The sequence below is a fragment of the Cupriavidus sp. GW822-FHT02D05 genome (assembly GCF_058802485.1).
Window position 1 is genome coordinate 52,457 of record NZ_JBXAOE010000040.1, and the last position, 19,583, is coordinate 72,039.

Sequence of the window (19,583 nt, forward strand, 5' to 3'; positions counted from 1 at the left end):
TCTGTGCCTGCCCATCCGTCGTGCATGTCTGGCCGGCGCAATCGGCTTCACGGAATTCACGACCTCAGGTGTCCGCATATCGGTGCGGATCAGTCATTGATTAATCATGGGCTGACCAACCGAGACTCAGGCCGAACGCGGTTGGACTGTCCTGCAAGGAGGCGAGACGAATAGTCTTAAGGACTTCCCAGTCTTCTTCTGCGGTTGCACGGACCGTCACAGCGCTCAAATCCATAGTCATATCGGGTTCCTTGAGAGTTAGAAAACAAAAAAGGCGCCGTTGGCGCCTTGGTCACTATCAGCATCAGTCGGGACTGGAGGGGGCCGAATCAACACTGTAAGCGTAACGAACCACGGTGCATGGGGCTGCGACCGCGACGCTGGTGAAAGTGGACGAGGAAGTTAATCGGTTCCATGTTTCTATGTTGACAGATGGCTCAAAGTTTGTCAGCAAGCCATGCAGGTCTGGTCGGCGATTTAGTGCACCAAGGATGGCTCCGGTCGTCGAGACTTCCATTGAGATAATTCAGATTCGAGGGGGACGATGCGCTGATCGTCCGTAGCCGAGGTCATGGCGACTCTGCGCAACATCACCCCATCAACGCATCCGCCACCAGATACTCACCCTCCCACCCCAGCGCCAACTGCCGGCAGCGCCCCAGCGCCACCGCCTGGCGCTCGAAATCCACCACCATCACCGCATCAGCCCAATGCGGGCGCGGCGGCTGCTCGGTGCTGCGGCCGTCGCTGAGCAGCCACAGCCAGCGCTGTTGCGCCGGGCGCCGTCGCGCGGCGTGGGCCAGCAACTGGGCGGCGCGCTCCATGCCGAGCGCGAGCGGCGTGCCGCCGCCGCCGGCGATCGGGCGGATCCAGGCTTCGCTCCATGGGCGAGCGCGTGCCGGCCGCAGGCGGACTTCGGCGCTGCCGGCGGCGAAGCACACCAGCGCCACCTCGGCGCGCGCCTGGTAGGCGCGTTGCAGCAGGCGCAGCAGCACGCCCTTGGCCAGCGCGAGCTGGCGGCCATGCAGCATCGAGGCCGAGCAATCGAGCACGAAGCAGTGCAGCACGCCGGCGTGCGCCTGCTGTGCGCGCCAGCGCAGGTGGCTCGGCGCAAACGGCTGGCTGCCCTTGGCAGCCAGCGTCCGTGTCCAGTGGATGCGCGAGCTGCCCGGGCGGCCGTGCGGCGCGGGCAGACGTGGGGCGAAACGAGAGGCTTGCCACCGGTTGCCGCCTTGCCCGGGTTCGGCGGCGGCCTGCCGGTGGCTCAGGCTTTTTTTGCGGGCAGCGGCCTCACGCCCTTGACCGGGGCGATACCGGCCGCAGCACTTGCCGGCGGGGGCGGGAGCGCGCCCCATGGGTTGTTGGCGGCTGCGTCGCCCGCATTGCGGCCATCGCCATCGCCGCTGCCATTCGCATGGCCAGCGCTATCGGCCTGCCCACCGGCCTGCCCGCCAGCGTTGGGCGGCGCCTGGCGCCGGTGGTGCAGGACCAGCTCCGCCACGGTGTCCACATGCGCGGGCACCACCGCCGCGTCGCACTGCAAGGCAGCCAGCGCGCGCGCCGCGCGCAGCATCACCAGGTCTGCCCGCACACCGTCGACGGCGGCGGCCAGGCACAGGTGGCTGACACGCTCGTGCACGGCATCGCTGAACGAAAGCGCGGACAGCGCGGCGCGCGCCAGCCGCACCTGCCGCGTGAGCGTTTCCTGCTCGGTGGCAAAGCGCGTGCGCAGGGCCACCGGATCGTTGTCGAACGCGAGCCGGGCCTTGACGATCGCCTGGCGCTGCGCGGCGTCCGTGCAGTTCTCCAGCGCCAGCGACAGACCGAAACGGTCCAGCAGCTGCGGGCGCAACTCGCCCTCTTCCGGGTTCATGGTGCCCACCAGCACGAAGCGCGCCTCGTGCTGGTGCGACACGCCGTCGCGCTCCACCACGTTGACGCCGCTGGCGGCCACGTCCAGCAACTGGTCGACGAGGTGATCCGGCAGCAGGTTGACTTCGTCCACATAGAGCACGCCCTGGTGCGCGCGCGCCAGCAGGCCGGGGGCAAAGCGGACCTCGCTCTGCTTCAGTACGTGGCCGAGGTCGAGCGTGCCGATCAGTTGTTCCTCGCTGGCGCCCAGCGGCAGCGTGACAAACTGGCCTTCGGGCAGCAATTCCGCAAGGGCTCGCGCCGCGGTCGACTTGGCCGTGCCGCGCGGGCCGCTGACCAGCACGCCACCGATGCCGGGATCCACCGCGGCGAGCAGCAGCGCTTGCTGCAGGCGCTGCTGGCCGACCAGGGCGCTGAAGGGAAATGGCATGCGGGCGAGCCGGGCGGTTGCATTCATGAGGGGATTCCTTCGATTCCTTTGATTCCTTCGATTCCTTCAAGCGCCTGCTCGCTATCGAGCAGGTGTTGTTCCAGTTGGGCGCGACGCTCACCCGGCTCCTGCCACAGGCCGCGCTGCGCCGCTTCGAGCAGGCGCTCGCAGATGGCGTGCAGCGCGCGCGGATTGTGCTGGCGCAGGAAGGCGCGGGTGCCGGCGTCGTTCACATAGGCATCGGTCACCAGCGCGTACTGGTGATCGGCCACCACGCGGGTGGTGGCGTCGAAGCCGAACAGGTAGTCCACCGTGGCGGCCATCTCGAACGCCCCTTTGTAGCCGTGCCGCTTGACGCCGTCGATCCACTTGGGATTGACCACGCGCGCACGGATCACGCGGCTGATTTCCTCCTGCAGCGTGTGGATGCGCGGCGCCGCCGGGTTGCTGTGGTCGCCGTGGTAGATCGCCGGCTGGGCGCCGCCGAACGCGCGCGCGGCCGCTACCATGCCGCCCTGGAACTGGTAGTAGTCGTTGGCGTCGAGCAGGTCGTGCTCGCGGTTGTCCTGGTTCTGCACGACCGCGTCCAGGCTGGACAGGCGCAGGGCAAAGCTGGCGCGCGCCTCGACGCCATCCGTGCCTTGCCCATAGGCGTAGCCGCCGGCATGCAGGTAGGCCTGCGCCAGATCGCTGTCGTCCTGCCAGTTGCGGCTATCGATCAGGTCCTGCAGGCCGGTGCCGTAGCCGCCCGGGCGGGCACCGAACACGCGCCAGCCGGCGCGGCGGCGCGCCTCGGAAGCGGGCACGCCCTCGGCTTCCAGCCGCGCGCGCTCGCTCTCGATGCGGGCGCGCACGGGATTGACTTCGGCGGGTTCGTCAAGCTCCGCCACCGCCTGCACGGCGGCATCGAACAGGCGCATGACGTTGGCGAAGGCATCGCGGAAGAACCCCGACACGCGCAGCGTGACGTCGACGCGCGGACGGTCGAAGATCGCCATCGGCAAGATCTCGAAGTCGGTCACGCGGTAGCTGCCGGCCGCCCACTTGGGCCGCACGCCCAGCAGCGCGAAGGCCTGCGCGATATCGTCGCCGCCGCTGCGCATGGTGGCGGTGCCCCAGACGGACAGGCCAATGGACTGCGGATACTCGCCGTGCTCCTGCAGGTGGCGCTCGATCAGCTGGTTGGCAGACTTCAGGCCCAGCGTCCATGCCGTACGAGTTGGCACCGCGCGCGTGTCGACCGAGTAGAAATTGCGCCCGGTGGGAAGGACATCCGGCCGGCCGCGCGAAGGCGCGCCGCTGGGGCCCGGCGGCACGAACTGCCCAGCCAGCCCACGCGACAGTTGCCGCATTTCCTGCGGGCCGCAGGCATCCAGGCGCGGCATCACGTCCTGGCGCAGGCGCGCGAGCACGGCCGAAGCCCGCGGCAAGGCAACGTCGCCAGCCACATCGCCAAGCAACGCCGTGGCCAGCATCTCAAGGCGCTCGCGCGTATCGCCATGATGGCGCCACGGCCCGCCGTCCAGCGTGGCCAGTTGCGCCGGACGCGGCCCTTGCCAGGGCGCGGACCAGTCGGCATCGAGCGGGTCGAAGCCATCGCCCAATGCCAGGTCGGCGGCCAGCGCCGCCAGCAAGCTGGCTTGCGCGCCCTTGCCGTCGCCCACCGGAAAGCGCCCGAGCGCGAGCAGCGTATCGCGCCGCTGGCGGCCCTGCGGCGACACGCCGAAAACGTGCAGGCCATCGCGGATCTGAGATTCCTTCAGCTCGCACAGGTAAGCGTCGGTGCGGTTGAGCAGCGCATCTTCCCCATCGCTATCCGCCGGCGCATCCAGCCCCAGTTCACGATGCAGCTGCTGGTCCACGATCAGCTTCAGAATCTCCTTGCGCAGCATCCGCGCGCGGCGCGGGTCCACCGCCAGCGCCTCGTAGTATTCGTCGACCTGCCGCTCCAGGTCCTGCAGCGGGCCATAACTCTCGGCGCGCGTGAGCGGCGGCATCAGGTGGTCGATGATGACGGCCTGCGCGCGCCGCTTGGCCTGCGCGCCCTCGCCCGGGTCATTGACGATAAAGGGATAGAGATGCGGCAGCGGCCCGAGGATGGCATCGGGCCAGCAGGTATCGGCCAGCGCCACGCTCTTGCCGGGCAGCCATTCCAGGTTGCCGTGCTTGCCCACGTGGACGATGGCGTCGGCGCCAAAGCTGTGGCGCAGCCAGAAGTAGAACGCCAGGTAGCCATGCGGCGGCACCAGATCGGCATCGTGGTAGCTGGCGTAGCTCTGGCTGCCTTGCTCGCCCGGCAGCGCGTACGCCCGGGCCGGCTGCAGCCCGACGAACAGATGCCCGCTGCGCACGCCGGCGATCATGAAGCGCCCTTGCCGCACCATCGGGTCCTGGTCCGGGCTGCCCCAGCGCTCGGCAAGAGCGCGCTGGTTGTCCGCCGGCAGGCGGCTCAGGTGCGCCAGGTAGTCGGCCATCGACAGGCTCTGGAACGCCGGCCGCAGGTCGCGGTGCGTCAGGTCGTTGGTGATGCCCTGCGTGAGCCCGCGCATCAGGTCGTCGCCATCGGCAGGCAGGCCTTCGCAGTGGTAGCCCTGCTCGCGCAGCATGCCGAGAATGCCCACTACGGAGGCGGGCGTATCCAGCCCCACGCCGTTGCCGATGCGCCCTTCGTTGGCCGGATAGTTGGCCAGCACCAGCGCTACGCGCTTGTCGGCATTGTCCAGCTGCCGCAGGCGGCACCAGCGGCGGCTCAGCTCGGCCACGAAGGCGATGCGCTGCGCGTCGGGCTGGTAGCGCACCACGTCGACCTCGGTATGGGGGCAGCGATAGGCCAGCCCCTTGAAGCTGACGGCGCGCGTGATGATGCGCCCGTCCACCTCGGGCATGGCGATATGCATGGCCACGTCGCGCGGGCCCAGGCCCTGGCTGTCCTGCAGCCAGTCCTCGCGGTTGCCGCCGCTCAGGATCACCTGCAGCACCGGCGCGTCGCCGGCGAGCGCCAGGGTTTCAGGCGCGTCCAGCGACGAGACGGCAAACGCCGTGGTGTTCAGCACCAGCGCCGCGCCGTGCCCGGCGCACAGATGCTGCAGCACCTCGCGGCACAGCGTGTCCTTGAGTGAATTGACCGCCAGCGGCAGCGGGTTCATGCCCTGTGCGCGCAAGGCGGCGATGAGGGCATCGAACACAGCGGTGTTGCCAGCCTGCAGGTGGGCGCGGTAGAACACCAGCGCCACGACCGGCGCATCGGCATGGCCATCCTGCGCCCACTCCCGCTGCCAGTCCGCCGCGGTAGCCACGCCGTGTGCCGGGTGATAGATCGCCGCCTGCGGCAGCACGCGCGGCTGCAGGGCGGGCTCGCCCCAGCCGAAAGCGTGATGCGCCAGGCAGCGGAAGAACTGCTCGGCGTTGTCCGCGCCGCCCTCGCGCAGGTAACGCCACAGGTTGCTGGCCAGCGCTTGCGGCGCGTTGCCGCGCCCGAGCAGGTTGGCGTCCTCGGCGAGGTCGCCGGAGAACATCACCAGCAGCTGCTTGCGCGAGCGCGCCAGTTCGGTGAGCCGCTCCAGGCCATAGGGCCAGTCGCTGTCGCCGCCAAGATGGTCGACCACCACCACGCGTGCGTGCTGCAGCACGTCGTCCACATACATGTCGAGCGAAGCCGGCTGGCGCAGGTACATCTGGTTGGCCAGCCGCACCGTGGGAAAACCCTCTCCCAGGCGCGGAAAGACGCCGGCCAGCAGCGACAGCGTGGTATCCGCCGCGCTGAGCACCACGATTTGCGCCGGGCTTTGTGCAATGCGCACCACGCCGGCGTTATCGTCGACGAAGCCGCCCGGACGGGTGGAAAGCAGGTGCATCGGGTGCCTGGGCTGGTGTGGGCTGGTGTGGGCTGGTTGTGGGCCTTATGCCTTGCGCCTTACGCCGTACGCACGGCGGCGGCACTCAGCGCGGCCTCCAGGGCGGCCTGCAGCGTAGGCTGGTCAAGCGCCTGGCCGATCAGCACGATACGCGTGGATTGCGCCTCGCCCGGCAGCCAGCGGCGGTCGAAGTAGCTGTCAAAGCGCCGTCCCACGCCATGCAGCACCAGCCTCATGGGCTTGGCTGGCAGCTTGGCAAAGCCCTTGATGCGGTAGATGGTGTGGCTTTCCACCAGCTGGCGCAGGCCATCGATCAACGGGTCGCGGTCCACCTCGCCCAGCTCTACGACGACGGAGTCGAACTCGTCGTGATGGTGATCTGCGTGATCGGAATCGTCCGCCGAGCCGTGGTGATCCGGACGCAGGTGAATGGTGTCTTCCGAGGCGCGGTTCAGGCCCAGCAGCAGCGCGATATCCAGCTTGCCACCCTGCGCGCCGACGATCTTCACTTCGGCGGGGATCTCCGGGCGGATCAGCGCTTGCACTTCGGCGCGCTGCGCGTCGTCGATCAGATCAGTCTTGTTGAGGATGACGAGGTCGGCCGCGCCGAGCTGGTCTTCGAACAGCGCATGCAGCGGGGACTCGTGATCGAGGTTGGGATCGGCCTTGCGCTGCGCGTCCACGGCGTCCGGGTCGGCGGCGAACTGGCCGGCCGCGGCTGCCGCGCCGTCCACCACGGTGACGACCGCGTCCACGGTGAAGGCGTTCTTGATGCTGGGCCAGTTGAAGGCCTGCACCAGCGGTTTGGGCAGCGCCAGGCCGGAGGTCTCAATCAGCACGTGGTCGATATCGCCGCGGCGCTCCAGCAATTGCTCCATCACCGGGAAGAATTCCTCCTGCACCGTGCAGCACAGGCAGCCGTTGGCCAGCTCATAGAGCTGGCCATTGCTCTGGCCGGATTCGTCGCAGCCGATGCCGCAACCCTTCAGGATCTCGCCATCGATGCCCAACTCGCCGAACTCGTTGACGATCACCGCAATGCGCCGTCCGTTGGCGTTCTCGAGGATATGGCGCAGCAAGGTGGTCTTGCCGCTGCCAAGGAAGCCGGTGACGATGGTGGCGGGGATTTTACGGGTCTGCATGGTGGATAGGGGAATTCAGCGCTGGCGCTGGGGTTGAATCGGGGCGTGCGATGCGCGGCGTGGCTGGCCCTTCGCAAGTTATGTTTTGCGCAGCCGGTAATCAGTATCGACAAACGCAGTATCGACAAACGCAGTGTCGGCAAACGGCGACGGGCCTGGCCGCGGCGAGGGGATCAGCATAAAGAGATCGCACGGTGCTGTCCACCCGCGGCGCGTCAGCGTGGCGCGGGCTGCCGCCGGCCACGGCCGCGCCACCACTCCGCAAAGGCGCCAGCGCCAACCAGCAGCAGCATCAGCGCAGCGCTCCACAGCGCCTCGCGCGGCGCCAGGCCACTGAGCGGGGCGGGCGCGGCGAGCTTGAGCACGCGGCTTTCGAGCAACTGGCCTGTCACTTGGCCTGTCACTTGGCCCGTCACTTGGCCGGTCGCGGGACGCGGCGCCGGTGCTGGCTGCGGCTTGGCCTGCCGGGCCGGCGGCGGGCTCGCACGGGATGCGTCGGGCGGTGCAGCCCGGCCAGACGCCGCCGCCGGCGCGGCTGGCTCGCGCCCCGGCATGGCTGTCGCCAGCCGCGCGGAGAATTCGCGCAGCGCATCCGTGGGCAGCCGGGCTTGCTGCCCCAGCCCGGCGATGTACTGCATCAGCACGGGATTGCCGCAGCTATTGGCCGAGCAGGACAAGCCATCGCGATTGACCGACGCCACATAGCGCCGTGCCATGTCGGCGCGCTCGGCAGGCGTGAAGCGGTAGCTCCCCTGCCGGTCCACTTCCAGCAGCCGGGCCAGGATGCCCTGCCGCGCGTGCGGGTTGTTTTGCGCAAAGAAAGCGTCCATGTCCAGGCCATTCTTGTCGGCCACATAGACGTCATACGTGTTCTGCCAGAAGCTGCCGCTCATCTGCTCCGGGCTGGTGGCCTGGAAGCCGTAGAGATGCTCGATCTCCTTGAACATTTCGCGCGCGCCGGCATAGCCCGAGCGCTGCATGCCTTCGATCCAGCGCGGGTTCCAGTTGCGCGCGTTGAGCTCGGTGGCCAGCCAGGTGCGGGCATCCACGGTCTGCTCTTCGCCGGCGCGGCGCAGGTTGTGCAGCCAGAAGCGCGGCGCCTGCCCGCTGACGGCGCGCGTGGCCATGTTGAGGCCGCCGGCGTACTGGTAGGTATCGTCGTTGTCGAGCGCGCCGTAAAGGGTGCTGGCGCGCGAGAACAACACGGCCTGGTTGGATTTGAGGTGGCTGGCCAGCGCCTGCGGCGCGGTCTCGCCCCAGCCTTCGCTGGAGAACGCAAAATTCATGTAGCGCAAGTACTGCCGCGCCAGCGCGCCCGGCGGCTCGCCGGCCTGCGCCGCGTCCTTGCTCTGCTCCACCATCTGCTGCACGCCGATGCTGTAGTTGCCGGGCTTGGCGGCGAACACGCGGGCGCGGGCCAGCCGCGCGGCCAGTTGCGGCTCCACGCCGGCCGCCAGCAGCGTGGCCTGCGCTTCGCGGTCGTGGCGGCTGATGGCGTTGTCGCCGGCGGCGGCGGCCAGGCGCGCGGCCTTGTCCAGCAGCGCCACCTTGTCGCCGAAGCCGTCGCGGTAGATGCCGGAGATGGTGAACAGCACGTTGACGCGCGGGCGGCCGAGTTCGGCATCGGGGATCAGGCGCACATCCTCCACCACGCCGCGCGCGTTCCAGACCGGCTCCACGCCCATCAGGTAGAGCGCCTCGCTCTCCATCGCGCCTTGGTGGCGCTCGGTTTCGCCGTACCACAGCACCATCGAGACCTGCTCGGGCGCCTTGCCGGTTTCCTCGCGATAGCGCGCGAGCGTCTGCGCGGCCAGTTGCTTTCCGAGCTGCCAGGCCGCGGGCGTGGGGATCAGCGCGCCGTCGAAGGCGTGCAGGTTGCGCCCGGTGGGCAGGCCCTGCGGGGTGCGCACGGGGTCGCCCAGCGGCGCGGTCGGCAGGTAGCGGCCGGACAGCACGGTCACCAGGCCATCCAGCTCGCGGCGCGGCGATTCGCGCAGATTGGCCAGCCAGGCGCGCGTACTGGACAGCGCGGCTCTTACCTTCTGCGCCAGCGGCGGCGGCAATGGCGCGTTGGCAGCGCCGTCCGGCTCGCGGCCTTCTGCCAATGCGCCGGCCCAGCGCGAGAGCGCGTCCTTGCCGATCACCCGCATCTCGCTCGCGTCGAATGCGCTTTCCAGCACGGTGGCCAGCGCCTGGCGCTGCGCATCCAACGGCGGCAGCTCGCCCAGCGTGTGAACGCCCAGCGGCACCGGCTCGGCTTCCACCTTATGCAAGAAGCGGTGGATCACGGGTTCGACCTGCTCCCATGGCGCGCCGGGATCCAGCCCGAGCTGGCGGTCCAGCCCGAGGGCGCGGATCTGCGCCAGCGCCTGCAGGCGGTATTGGTCCGCCAGCGCCGGGGAGCTGTCGGCGGCGGCCTCCTGCTGCTCGATCACCGCGTCGAGCTTGGCCAGTTTGTCCGGCCAGCCGGCGCGGGCGATCAGCGGGGTCAGGTGGCTGACCAGCACGGCAGCGCTGCGGCGCTTGGCCTGGATGGCTTCTCCGCCGCCGTCCTGGATGTAGTAGTAAGCGTTGGGCAGGTCGCCCAGCAACACCTCGGCGCTGTCGTCGCCGCTTTGCCCCACCTGCTTGCCAGGCAGCCATTCGAGCGTGCCGTGGCGCCCCACGTGGACCATTGCGTCCGCGCCGAAGGCGTGGCGATACCACAGGTAGGCGGCGATATAGGAGTGTGGCGGCGGCGTCACCGTATCGTGCGAGCTGTCCATCGCTCGCGCGAAGGTGGAGCGCAGCGGCTGCGGGCCAACGAACAGATTGCCGAAGCGCAGGCCCGGAATCACGAAATCCTGCCCGCCATGGCCGTCACCCACCAGCATCAGCGGATTGCGCTCGGGCGGGCCCCAGGCGGCCACCACCGACTGGCGAAACGCCATCGGCAAGGCATCGAACCAGCGCTTGTACTGCGCCATCGGCAGCAGCGTAACGCGGCCGCGCGACACCATCTCAGCCAGTTCGCCGGGCGACCATTCCTCCATATTGCGGCCATTGCGCTCCAGCAGCGCGGTCAGCTCGGCCGTGTCCGGCAGCGTGGCGCCCGTGCGGTAGCCCGCCTCGCGCAGCCGCGCCATGACCTGCACCAGCGAGGGCAGCGTAGCCAGGTAGCTGGCGCCGATATTGCCGCGGCCCGGCGGGTTGTTGTAGTAGAGGATGGCGATGCGCTTGTCCGCCGCTGGCTTGTCCTGCAGCGCGATCCAGCGCCGCACGCGGGCCACCGCAGCGTCTGCCCGCTGCGGCACGGCACGGCTGGCCTTGGCGCCGTGTTCGTCCTCCAGCGTGGCGAACAGGATCGGCTCCGAGACGCCGGCCCGCTCGGGCGTGTTAAGCAGCAGCGGCAGGCGCTCGCCGCCAATGCCGCGCGCATCGGCCCGCCAGCCGGCCTGGCTGTCGCGCGTGGCGATCAGGTTGATGGCATGCAGGCCGTGGCGCTCCAGCCAGGCCTTGTCCTCGGCGCGGCTGATGGTGAGGTTCAGCGTCAGCAATGCGCGCAGCGGGCTTTGGCCGTCGACCGTGAGCATCGGATCCAGCCCGGACAGCGGCCAGCCGAACACCGGCACCGCGCCAATGCCCTGGCGCTCCAGCGCCGCGATCAGCGCATCGATATGCGCGAGATCCTGCTGGCGATAGTTGCTGGCATAGAAGGCAATGCCGGCCAGCGGTGCGCCGGCCGGCAGGCCACTTGCGCCGGCGCGGTACCAGGCGAGATAGTCCTTGAGCGTGGCAAATGCTTGCGCTGCGCGCGGGTGATAGATGCCGGCCGCGGGCAGCGGGCGCGGCGGCGGCACGGCCATGGCCTGCTCGCCGCGCACGGTGGCCACCAGCCAGGCCATCCAGCCCGCGAGGTTGTCGGCGCCACCGGCGCTCCAGTAAGCCTCGGCGGCCTGGTTGCGCGCGGCGTCCAGGCCAAAGCCCCAGGCGGCCTCGGCGGACGCTGCCGGCGCGGCCAGCACCAGCGCGCCGCGCTGCCGCGCCTGGCGCACGGCCGGCGCCATCTGGCGCAGCACGGCCGTGGGAACGAAATACGCGTAGATGACATCGGCGGCGGCGACTTGCGCGGCATCGGGCGCTGCCGTCACGGCATCCAGCACCACCCTGCCCGGCCCGGCCAGCTCGCGCAGGCGCGCTTCGGCCGCGGGCAGCAGGTGCGTGTTGGTGGTGACCAGCAGCACGCGTACCGGGGCTGGCTGTCCGGGCTGGGCTGCGCGGGCGTGGCCCGGGCCGGCAAGGCACCCGCACAGCAGCCCGAGCATCAGCAGCAGCCAGCGCTGCCACAGCGAAACCCGCCGCGCCGAAGCCATCAACGCGCGCCCGTGGCCGAGGCCGCGCCGGCCGCCGCGCCCTCCGGCACATACACCACGCTGCCATCCGGCAACTGGTAAGCCACGCCCAGCCGGGTGCCCTCGCCCGTTTTCTGCCGCGGGGACATCTTGCTGACCTTGACCTCCTTGCGGTTCTTCTCCAGCCATTGCAGCTCGCCGGTGCGCGGATCGCGCTGGACCATGGTGAACTGCGAGTCGGGATTGAGCAGCTGGGTCAGGCTGAACGCCTGCGTGAGCGCCACCATCAGGCCCACCGCAAAGACGATGGAGGCATCGAACAGGTTGGCCACGCCAGCTAGCGGGTCTTCCCGATGCACCGAGGCAAGCTCGCCCTGCGCGCGGCGCCGCCGCACGAAGCGCCGCCGCCTGAACTGGTGTCCCTGGCCCGCGTCCATCAGGCCTGGGTCCCGGCCAGATGGATGGCGGCGCGCGCGTGTGCAGCGGGCGCCACTGGTTCGGGCATGGCCCGCAGCACCAGCTCGCACAGGTTTTCCATTTCCTTGAGATCGCTGCGCGCCCAGCGCTCGCGCGTGAGCGTCAGCACGTAGGCGATGCCGCCCAGCACCAGCCCGCAGACGACCGCGCCAAAGCCGATCACCAGGTGGTTGACCATGCCGGCCATATCGCCACCGAGCAGCGATTGCAGCGCCGGACCGAGCGGGATGATGGTGCCGGCCAGGCCCAGCATCGGCGCGATGCGCACCAGCGTGCGGGTCAGGTCGAGCCGGTTGGCCACACGCATTTCCTCGCGCTGCAGCGTTTCGTCCAGCCACAGGTCAAGGTGTTCGTGCGAATCGAGCCGGGCGAGCCGTTCTTCCAGCATGCCCCAGAAGCGGGCTAGCGAAGGCGACAGCAATGCCGCGTCCAGATGCGCCTGCGTGCCATTTTGCAGGCTGGAGGCCAGCGCGTTGGCCAGCGCGGGGAGATCGCTGCGCGGCGCCACGGCGCGGCGCCGGGACTGCACGATCAGGCTGCCGAGATCGGCCAGCGAGAGCACGAACAGCACCAGCAACGCCAGCGCGACCGGCCAGAAGAACGCCGTGGAAAGGCGAAAGAAAATCTCGGTGACGACGCTTTCCATTGTGATTGGCGGCAGTTGGGTTAGGCGGATCGGCAGGCCACGGCGGGCCCCGGCGCAGTATTGTACGTCGCAGGTGCCCCCTTATCCCAAGCCAGGACCCGCCTGCGATTGCCTTGCCGCCAAGGCCTCAGGGCCAGCTTTCGCGCGCATACACGCCCGACTGCGCGCGCAGCCGCGCGGCGCGTTCGGCCACCCGGGCATCCGTGTAGAACGGCGGGTCCGCCAGCACCAGGCCATTCTCCCGGGCTTCTTCCACCAGGATCTGCAGGTACTCGGTCATGTGCGAGGCCGTGTAGTCGTTGGTGTCATGAAAGCTCACCACGATCGGCACCACGCCCCCCATGGATGGCAGCCGCTGCTCGGCGATGGCCACCTTGACCTGCGCGAGCTCGCTATTCATATGGGAGCGGCGACGCAGGCTGATATGCCAGCCGTAGATCTTGCCGTCGCGCGCGTTCACGTCCGACATCAGCATGCCCAGGCCGAGCTTGCGGTAGACCGCCTGCACCGCATCGTTGTAGGCCCAGTTGGGCGGGCGTACCAGTTGGGCCGCGCCGCGGCATTGCGCGATGATGTCGGCCTCGCCCGACAGCAGCGACGCCTCCAGTTCTTCGGGCGACATGCGCGTGTGCGAGAGATGCCCGATCGGCAACCCGCTATGCACCGCCAGCCGATGGCCGGCGAGGCAGGTAGCGTGCATCTGCGCTTTGCCGGCCTCGCCGCCACCGCGCCTCGGGTGGGCGGTCTGCACGAAGAAGAGCGCTTTGATGCCTGGCGTCACCGGGTTATCGGCAAGCTGGCGCAGAATCAGCGGCGTGCTGCCATCCTCGCCGGCATCGGGGCCGTCGTCGAACGTGAGCAGGAAGCGGATGGGCGGGAGCGGCCGCTGCGCGCGCAGGGCGGCCAGCTGGATCGCGGGCAGCGCGCTCGCCGGCATGTCGGAAGGGGCTGCCTGCGCGGCCAAGCAGGCGAGACTCAGGCTGCACGCCAGGGTCCCGGCGGCGAGACGAACAAAATGGGAAAAGCGCATGCGGGGCGTCCGGTTCGCCACTTCGGGCGCTCTTTGGCGCGCTGCGCGGGCAATCCGGAATGAGTCTCAAGCTAAAGAAATGGGGGCGAACCGCAGCCATGTGCGCGAATCGCCGCAGCGATCGCCGTGGCCCCGGCAAAAAGCAAAATGGCATTGTGCCATATCGTGCTGGCGCGCTTTTGCGCTGGTGCAGCCGAGCCCGCGCAGCGAAAAAAAACCAGGCCATGAGACATGGCCTGGCGGGCAAATCGGCAGCAGGGGGCACTGCTGCCTGCGGGTAAGGGATGCCGTTTTGGACACCCCGGCCGACAGGTTAGCGGCTCCCCCATTTTGCAAACGCAAACAACTGTGTCACTGCGCCTCACCCGTTTGGCAATCCCGCCAGACGATACACCTGGCGCGCGCGTGGAGCGCACGGTCCGGCTTTGTCGAAAGGCGTGAAAGGCAGCGGCAATGCACAAAGCGCACAGGCATGCTGCCGAGCCAGCATCGGACGGCCACGAGGCTATCGCGGCCACCCGGTGCAAATGTCAACAATTGTGAACGCTGAGCCGGAGCCGGCTCAGTAGGTTTCATCCGCGGGATCGATCATCAGGTGAAGATGCCCGGCAAGCTCTGCCAGCACCGGCTCGTCCGCACTGCGGATCATCCATCCCGCGTAGGCGTCCGCCTGCGTGTCCCAGCACCACAGCGTAAAGCCGGCCGCTTGCAACGAGACCTGCGCGATCGCCATCAAGCCGGGCACATCCTTGCCCGCGAGGAAGGCCGCCGCGAGCGGCTCGGGCGCGCCCCAGTCCACGCGCAGGCCGACCCGGTCGCACATGGCTTGCACACCGCGCACCAGGGCGGCCGTGTCTTTCCATTCCACGTAGAAGCCTGCGGCGCCGATCGCTTCGGTCAGCGGCCATAGCAGCATATGGCCCTCGCAGCCGGTCTCGGTGCGCGCGAGCGCATGCTGGAACGCGGTCCAGTATTTGTCCGCGGCATCCTGGTCGTGCAGAGAAATCAGCAGGATCAGCTCGCGCACGGCGTCCTGCGTTTCACTCGGGAGCACAGTGGTCATAGGCTTCTGGCAGGTTGGGAACACAGGGAACGGAAGGGGTTCGATGCTGGCAGGCCACGGCGTGATGCCGCGAGCCGACGCGGTGGTTGACTCGAATGCCGGAACCTTGTGTGAGCATCCGAGTGGCTGAGCGTCTGGCGGTGCTTTGCCCAACGCCGCGAAAATGGCAGCCCCCTATTCTGACAAAGGTTGGTGCGAGGCGCTACTACACATACGCATGGAAGACGCATCGAAGGCGCGCTGATCGTCTCGCAAGACCAGCCCATACGCATTGCCTTACGGCACGAAAAACGCAAAGTTTAGGACGTGTCCTATTCGGCGGAAAAAGCCGGAAGAAAAAGATTGCCAAGCGCGCGCCGCCTTTGTTACCCTTCGCCCCGTTATCGCTTCGGAGTCATCTCCATGGACAGTTGTTCTAGTTGGCCTTACGGCCAAACCTTGAACGGCTAGGCAAGTCCAGGCGTCTTACCGCCACTGCCTAGCCGATACCGGCGGGTAGTGGTCCGTTGCACGGGTTCTCCGTGCGACCCCCTCCCAGTTCGTTGCAAATGCCTGCGGCTATCCCGCCGCGAGAATGCGTTCGTCCGCAGTTTCGCGATGCGTTATCCGCCGCTGCCTGCGCGCGCCGTCGAGCGTTAGCGCAAGGAGGCCCCATGCCGTCCCTCTTCATCGCACAACATGCCTTGCTGGCGCTGCAGATCCTGCGCTGCCACGCCGGCGGGCCAGGCAGTGCCGCCGTCCTCCTGCTCACGCTGGCCCTGCCCCCCGCGCGCCGTGCCGCAGCGCGTCATGACGCCGCGCACCGGCCCCGGCCGGGCTGACGCGCGCGCCGCTGTCACGCTCACCGCATCCGGCGAAGGCGGCGCGCCGCGCCCGCCTTTGCCGCTCCTCGCCTTACTCCAGCATCGCTGCCCGGCACGCCGGGACTTTTGGGAAACCGCACCGATGAACCTGATGAAAACGCTCTTCGTCGCCTTCCTGCGCACGCGCCGGGCGACCCACCACTTCCGCCGGCTGGCGATGTTCGAGTCGCTGGGCAAGCCGGGGCCGTCGCGCACCGTGCCAGAGCAGTTGGCACAATCGCTCAAGCGCGCCGCGCGAGAGGACGTGCCAGCCGTACTGGTACGCATGCACTCCCACGAGGATGGGCTGACCAGCGCCGAGACGGACGAAAAGCTCAAGCAGTTCGGCCCGAACGAAGTCGACCATGAAAAGCCGCTGCCTGCGTGGCTGCACCTGTGGCATTCGTACAGCAACCCGTTCAATCTGCTGCTGACACTGCTGGCGGCGATTTCCTACTTCACCGAGGACATGAAGGCAACGATCGTCATCGGCACCATGGTGACGCTGTCCACGCTGCTGCGCTTCGTGCAGGAGCGGCGCTCCAACCAGGCCGCGGAAAGCCTCAAGGCCATGGTCAGCACCACCGCCACGGTGATCCGGCGGGACCTTTCGGCCGGCGTTGCCGCCTTCAGCGCGGAGTACTTCAACGTGCACGTGCATTCCCGCCCGCCGCACAAGATCGAAGTGCCTATCCGCAAGCTGGTCCCTGGCGACCTGGTCGCGCTTTCCGCCGGCGACATGATTCCCGCCGACTGCCGCATCATCGCGGCCAAGGACCTGTTCATCAGCCAGGCGGCCATGACGGGCGAATCGCTGCCCGTGGAAAAATTCGCCGAGCTGCGCGATCGCCACGACAGCCCGCTGGAGCTCTCCAACATCGCCTTCATGGGCACCAATGTGGTCTCGGGCGCCGCCACCGCCGTGGTGCTAGCCACCGGCAACCACACTTACTTCGGCACGCTGGCCGAGCGCGTCACCAGCACCGACCGCTCGGCCACGGCCTTCCAGGCTGGCGTCAACCAGGTGAGCTGGCTGCTGATCCGCTTCGCGCTGGTGATGGCGCCGCTGGTGCTGCTGGTCAACGGATTTACCAAGGGCGACTGGACGCAGGCGTTCCTCTTTGCCTTGTCCGTCGCGGTAGGGCTCACGCCCGAGATGCTGCCGATGATCGTGACCTCCACGCTGGCCAAGGGCGCGGTGATGTTGTCGCGCCGCAAGGTCATCGTGAAGCGGCTCGACGCGATCCAGAATTTCGGCGCCATGGACGTGCTGTGCACCGACAAGACAGGCACGCTGACGCAGGACAAGATCGTGCTGGAGCGCCACACCGATGTGCTGGGCCGCATCAGCACCGACGTGCTCAAGCACGCTTACCTGAACAGCTACTACCAGACCGGCCTGAAGAACCTGCTCGACCGCGCGGTGCTCGATCACGTGGAGCTGCAAAGCGAGCTGAAGCTGACGCAGCATTACCGCAAGGTCGATGAGATCCCGTTCGATTTCGAGCGGCGCCGCATGTCGGTGGTGGTGGCCGAGCGCGAGGATCACAACGAGCTGATCTGCAAAGGCGCGGTGGAGGAAATGCTGGGCATCTGCACGCGCGTGCAGATCGATGGCGCGGCGCAAGCGCTGGACGCCGATATGCTGGCGCGCGTGCGCCAGGTGACGCACGACCTCAACGAGGAAGGCTTGCGCGTGGTGGCTGTGGCCATGAAGGAAACGCCCACCACGCAAACGCAGTACGGCGTGGCCGACGAATGCGAGCTGACGCTGGTCGGGTACATCGCTTTTCTCGATCCGCCCAAGGATTCCACGCTGCCCGCGCTCAAGGCGCTGGCCGAGCACGGCGTCACGGTGAAAGTGCTGACCGGCGACAACGAACTGGTCACGGCCAAGATCTGCCGCGAAGTGGGGCTGCCCGTCACGCGCGTGCTGCTGGGGCCGGACATCGAGAAGATGGACGCCCCGACGCTGGCCCGTGCCGTGGAAGATCACAACGTATTCGCACGCCTGTCGCCGCTTCACAAGGAGCAACTGGTGCTGGCGCTGCGCGCCAACGACCACGTGGTTGGCTTCATGGGTGACGGCATCAACGATGCGCCCGCGCTGCGCGCGGCCGATATCGGCATCTCGGTGGACAGCGCGGTGGATATCGCCAAGGAAGCCGCCGACCTCATCCTGCTGGAAAAGAGCCTGATGGTGCTGGAAGAAGGCGTGATCGAAGGGCGGCGCACCTTCAGCAATATGCTGAAGTACATCCGCATGACGGCCAGCTCCAACTTCGGCAACGTGTTCTCGGTGCTGGTGGCCAGCGCCTTCCTGCCCTTCCTGCCGATGCTGCCGCTGCAACTGCTGGTGCAGAACCTGCTGTACGACGTCTCGCAGATCGCGATTCCGTTCGATCGCGTGGACAAGGAACTGGTGGCGCGGCCGCTGCGCTGGAACCCGGGCGACATCGGCCGCTTCATGGTGGTCTTCGGCCCGATCAGCTCGATCTTCGACATCACGACCTATGTGGTGATGTGGTACGTGTTCGCCGCCAACAACGTGGAGGCGCAGGCGCTGTTCCAGTCCGGCTGGTTCGTGGTCGGGCTGCTCACGCAAACGCTGATCGTGCACATGATCCGCACGCCCAAGCTGCCGTTCATTCAGAGCCGCGCGGCGTGGCCGCTGACGTTGGCCACGGTGGCCATCATGGCCGTGGGCATCTGGCTGCCAATGGGCCCGCTGGCGGCGTACTTCAAGCTGGAGGCATTGCCGCCGGGCTATTTTCCCTGGATGATCGGCATCGTGCTGGGCTACGCCCTGCTGGTGACGGCGGTCAAGCGGTTCTATATCCGACGCTTTGGCTGGCAATAAGCTTTGGGCGGCGCCTATCGCGATACTTGCGCGAAAGGCGCCGCCGATGACATCGGCGTGACACCTGGCCGGCGTAAAAAGACGCAAGCGGTTCCATAACAATAACTTTCAAGCCCGGGGAAACCATGACGTCCCTCCAAGCCTTTCAAAACATCAACCTTGGCTCGCTGCTCGACACCACCGTCAGCCTGACCACCGCCTTCATCCTCGGCGCGGTGATCGGCTACGAGCGGCAGATCCGCCAGCGCACGGCTGGCCTGCGCACCAATGTGCTGGTGGCGGTAGGTGCCGCCATCTTTGTCGACATGGCCAACCGCATGGCCGGGCACGACGGCGCGGTACGCGTGGTGGCCTATGTGGTCTCGGGCATCGGCTTTCTCGGTGCCGGCGTGATCATGCGAGAGGAAGGCAATGTGCGGGGGTTGAATACCGCGGCCACGCTATGGGGATCGGCGGCGATTGGCGCCAGTGCGGGGGCGGACCTGATTCTCGAGGCCGGGCTGGGCTGCCTGTTTGTGCTGGCGGCCAATACCCTGTTGCGGCCGGTGGTGAATCGCATCAACCAGCAGCCAATGGATACGACCGCGGTGGAGGTGACCAACACGGTCTATGTGATTGCGCCGCGCTCCGCGCAGAAACTGGCGTTGCGCTTGCTTGAGGATACGCTGGAGGCGGGGAACTACCCGACCCGGGACCTGGAGGTGCATGCGTTCGGGGATAGCGATGTCGAGATTGAAGCGGTGCTTACGTCAACCTCCGTCGATGGGGATGTGCTGGATCGGTTGATGGCGGAGTTGGCGGAGTCGGAGCATATTCATCAGGCGTTTTGGAGTCCTAGTACGACGGATTGATTTTGGTTGGCTTGTGCTTGTGGTCTATTTGGGGCGGCGTTGGTTTTTTGGACCCAAGAGCAGCACATTGGGCTCTTGTTGCTTGATTGCGCTTTTATTTTGCGGTGTTGGTTTTTGGACCCAAGAGCCATACGACATCCCCCTGCGGGGGCTGCCGGTCACTCTTCTTTGCGTCGGCAAAGAAG

Annotated in this window: 12 protein-coding genes; 3 read left to right on the forward strand and 9 right to left on the reverse strand. The window is 67.8% G+C overall.

Annotation, left to right across the window (positions count from 1 at the left end; translation table 11 throughout):
* Positions 1-590: 590 nt before the first annotated feature.
* The 9 genes from AC1RQK_RS35875 to AC1RQK_RS35915 all read right to left on the reverse strand — a co-directional run bounded on the left by AC1RQK_RS35875 (position 591) and on the right by AC1RQK_RS35915 (position 14,845).
* Entirely contained in the window at positions 591-1,355 is a 765-nt protein-coding gene (locus tag AC1RQK_RS35875; protein ID WP_492814145.1) for a vWA domain-containing protein, read from the reverse strand.
* Positions 1,265-2,329, reverse strand: coding sequence for a magnesium chelatase ATPase subunit I (locus AC1RQK_RS35880; protein ID WP_492373039.1), 1,065 nt, complete (start codon positions 2,327-2,329; stop codon positions 1,265-1,267). Before AC1RQK_RS35880 ends, AC1RQK_RS35875 begins: the two co-directional genes overlap by 91 nt.
* Positions 2,326-6,156 carry a cobaltochelatase subunit CobN gene (cobN, locus tag AC1RQK_RS35885; RefSeq protein WP_492373040.1) on the reverse strand — a complete coding sequence of 1,277 codons (3,831 nt, stop codon included), beginning with the start codon at positions 6,154-6,156 and terminating at the stop codon, positions 2,326-2,328. The genes AC1RQK_RS35880 and cobN overlap by 4 nt, the downstream gene beginning before the upstream one ends.
* Positions 6,157-6,215: 59 nt before the next feature.
* On the reverse strand, positions 6,216-7,298 hold the full coding sequence (cobW, locus tag AC1RQK_RS35890) for a cobalamin biosynthesis protein CobW (RefSeq protein WP_492373041.1): 1,083 nt from the start codon (positions 7,296-7,298) through the stop codon (positions 6,216-6,218).
* Between the two features lie 215 nt (positions 7,299-7,513).
* Entirely contained in the window at positions 7,514-11,650 is a 4,137-nt protein-coding gene (locus AC1RQK_RS35895; protein ID WP_492373042.1) for a cobaltochelatase subunit CobN, read from the reverse strand.
* Positions 11,650-12,066, reverse strand: coding sequence for a DUF2149 domain-containing protein (locus tag AC1RQK_RS35900; RefSeq protein ID WP_492373043.1), 417 nt, complete (start codon positions 12,064-12,066; stop codon positions 11,650-11,652). Before AC1RQK_RS35900 ends, AC1RQK_RS35895 begins: the two co-directional genes overlap by 1 nt.
* Positions 12,066-12,752, reverse strand: a complete 687-nt coding sequence (locus AC1RQK_RS35905) for a MotA/TolQ/ExbB proton channel family protein (protein ID WP_492373044.1) — start codon at positions 12,750-12,752, stop codon at positions 12,066-12,068. The genes AC1RQK_RS35900 and AC1RQK_RS35905 overlap by 1 nt, the downstream gene beginning before the upstream one ends.
* 127 nt (positions 12,753-12,879) lie before the next feature.
* Positions 12,880-13,782 (reverse strand): polysaccharide deacetylase family protein, encoded by a 903-nt coding sequence (locus AC1RQK_RS35910; protein ID WP_492814149.1) that lies wholly within the window; start codon positions 13,780-13,782, stop codon positions 12,880-12,882.
* A gap of 562 nt (positions 13,783-14,344) precedes the next feature.
* Positions 14,345-14,845 carry a DUF6630 family protein gene (locus tag AC1RQK_RS35915; RefSeq protein WP_492814151.1) on the reverse strand — a complete coding sequence of 167 codons (501 nt, stop codon included), beginning with the start codon at positions 14,843-14,845 and terminating at the stop codon, positions 14,345-14,347.
* 653 nt (positions 14,846-15,498) lie between these two features.
* Here AC1RQK_RS35915 and AC1RQK_RS35920 point away from each other — a divergent pair.
* From AC1RQK_RS35920 to AC1RQK_RS35930, 3 genes are all read left to right on the forward strand, one after another.
* Positions 15,499-15,666 carry a hypothetical protein gene (locus AC1RQK_RS35920; protein WP_492373047.1) on the forward strand — a complete coding sequence of 56 codons (168 nt, stop codon included), beginning with the start codon at positions 15,499-15,501 and terminating at the stop codon, positions 15,664-15,666.
* A gap of 124 nt (positions 15,667-15,790) precedes the next feature.
* On the forward strand, positions 15,791-18,547 hold the full coding sequence (gene mgtA / locus AC1RQK_RS35925) for a magnesium-translocating P-type ATPase (protein WP_492373048.1): 2,757 nt from the start codon (positions 15,791-15,793) through the stop codon (positions 18,545-18,547).
* A 125-nt stretch (positions 18,548-18,672) separates the two neighbouring features.
* Positions 18,673-19,398, forward strand: coding sequence for an MgtC/SapB family protein (locus AC1RQK_RS35930; protein ID WP_492814154.1), 726 nt, complete (start codon positions 18,673-18,675; stop codon positions 19,396-19,398).
* Positions 19,399-19,583: the final 185 nt, after the last annotated feature.

Coding starts and splice junctions, on each gene's coding strand:
- AC1RQK_RS35895 (WP_492373042.1), bottom strand. CDS start 11,650: ATGGCTTCGGCGCGGCGGGTTTCGCTGTGGCAGCGCTGGCTGCTGCTG.
- cobN (WP_492373040.1), bottom strand. CDS start 6,156: ATGCACCTGCTTTCCACCCGTCCGGGCGGCTTCGTCGACGATAACGCC.
- AC1RQK_RS35900 (WP_492373043.1), bottom strand. CDS start 12,066: ATGGACGCGGGCCAGGGACACCAGTTCAGGCGGCGGCGCTTCGTGCGG.
- AC1RQK_RS35880 (WP_492373039.1), bottom strand. CDS start 2,329: ATGAATGCAACCGCCCGGCTCGCCCGCATGCCATTTCCCTTCAGCGCC.
- mgtA (WP_492373048.1), top strand. CDS start 15,791: ATGAACCTGATGAAAACGCTCTTCGTCGCCTTCCTGCGCACGCGCCGG.
- AC1RQK_RS35910 (WP_492814149.1), bottom strand. CDS start 13,782: ATGCGCTTTTCCCATTTTGTTCGTCTCGCCGCCGGGACCCTGGCGTGC.
- AC1RQK_RS35875 (WP_492814145.1), bottom strand. CDS start 1,355: ATGGGGCGCGCTCCCGCCCCCGCCGGCAAGTGCTGCGGCCGGTATCGC.
- AC1RQK_RS35915 (WP_492814151.1), bottom strand. CDS start 14,845: ATGACCACTGTGCTCCCGAGTGAAACGCAGGACGCCGTGCGCGAGCTG.
- AC1RQK_RS35920 (WP_492373047.1), top strand. CDS start 15,499: ATGCCGTCCCTCTTCATCGCACAACATGCCTTGCTGGCGCTGCAGATC.
- cobW (WP_492373041.1), bottom strand. CDS start 7,298: ATGCAGACCCGTAAAATCCCCGCCACCATCGTCACCGGCTTCCTTGGC.
- AC1RQK_RS35905 (WP_492373044.1), bottom strand. CDS start 12,752: ATGGAAAGCGTCGTCACCGAGATTTTCTTTCGCCTTTCCACGGCGTTC.
- AC1RQK_RS35930 (WP_492814154.1), top strand. CDS start 18,673: ATGACGTCCCTCCAAGCCTTTCAAAACATCAACCTTGGCTCGCTGCTC.